The following is a 1,162-nucleotide window of genomic DNA, read 5'->3' as shown; positions in this document are numbered from 1 at the left end:
TACGTTGCAATTGCAGCAAGTGACCTGGATACAGCCCATCACAGTCGAAGAGCAGCCGGTAGAGGTAAGGCTCCGTCTGATGGCTGGCGAGGAAGGTGACATCGGTTATGAAATCTACAAGGGATCAACGGGAGCAACGGAAGATGTGGTGTACAGCCAAGGAACTGCTCGTGTGGTGACCAACGTGGAAAACGTGCAGGAAGATATAACGAAGCGGATTGCGGAGCACTGGGCTGCGGGTGCACAAGAGGTGCCGATTACCGCCTGTTATGAAGCATTTGCGGCGATGGGGATTGAATATGGAGCAGGCCAGCGCTCGCTGGAAAGCGTGCAGGCCGGAGCGGGTCAGGTATGGGCGAGAGTGTCGTTACCTCCCAGTGTATCGGCAACAGCCCACGACTACGTGCTTCATCCCAGCTTGATGGATGGGGCGCTACAGGCAGCCATTGGGCTGACCCTACTGGCGCCGCAAGAAAACACAGCGGGCGCTCCAGCTCTGCCATTTAGCCTGGGGGAGTTGACCGTGTATGGTCCGTGTACAAGCCAGATGTGGGTACACATGAGCGAAGAAGGGGAGCAAGTACAGGAAGAGCGGGTGCAAAAACGGCGTATCGATGTCTACGACGACACTGGCAGATTATGCGTAAGTCTACGCGGATTTACCTCACGACTGCAGGGAGGGGGTTCGCGTTCTTTAACGCAGTCTTTGACATATCCTTTGGAGCAGTCTGAGGTAGAAGTGGCAGCAGAGACGGTGATTGTAATGCCTGTATGGGAGCCGTGCAGGGTCATAGACGGAGCGGGTCCTTCCGGGTCTGTTGGAAGTGGCATAGTTCTGATTGGCGGGAGCCGGGAGAGACGGGAAGCCGTGATGGCATACTATCCGCAGGCGCAGGTCGTGCCTATTCAGACAGGAGAGCCAGTGGAGGATATTCAGGGAAAACTGGAGGCTTGCGGAAGCATCCGCCATGTAATCTGGATCGGCCCGGAAGCGGAAATCTCAGCCATGGGAGAGAAGCGGATAATTGAGGGTCAAGAAGAGGGGGTAATCCAGTTATTCCGACTCGTCAAAAGTATGCTGCATCTGGGGTATGGACAGCGGACGCTGGAATGGACGGTCATTACGGTTCAAGCCCAACCAGTGAATAAGTACGACGAGGTG

1 protein-coding gene is annotated in these 1,162 nt (G+C 55.6%); it reads left to right on the top strand.

Annotated elements, in window-relative coordinates; all coding sequences use genetic code 11:
* On the top strand, nucleotides 1–1,162 hold a 1,162-nt coding region (locus C400_RS26390; RefSeq protein ID WP_232795438.1), incomplete at both ends, for a polyketide synthase dehydratase domain-containing protein.

Source organism: Paenibacillus sp. ICGEB2008, from assembly GCF_000307675.1.
Classification (GTDB): domain Bacteria; phylum Bacillota; class Bacilli; order Paenibacillales; family Paenibacillaceae; genus Paenibacillus; species Paenibacillus polymyxa.
The sequence above is the reverse complement of the archived record's forward strand: the minus strand, read 5'-3'. Positions and strand labels throughout refer to the sequence as shown.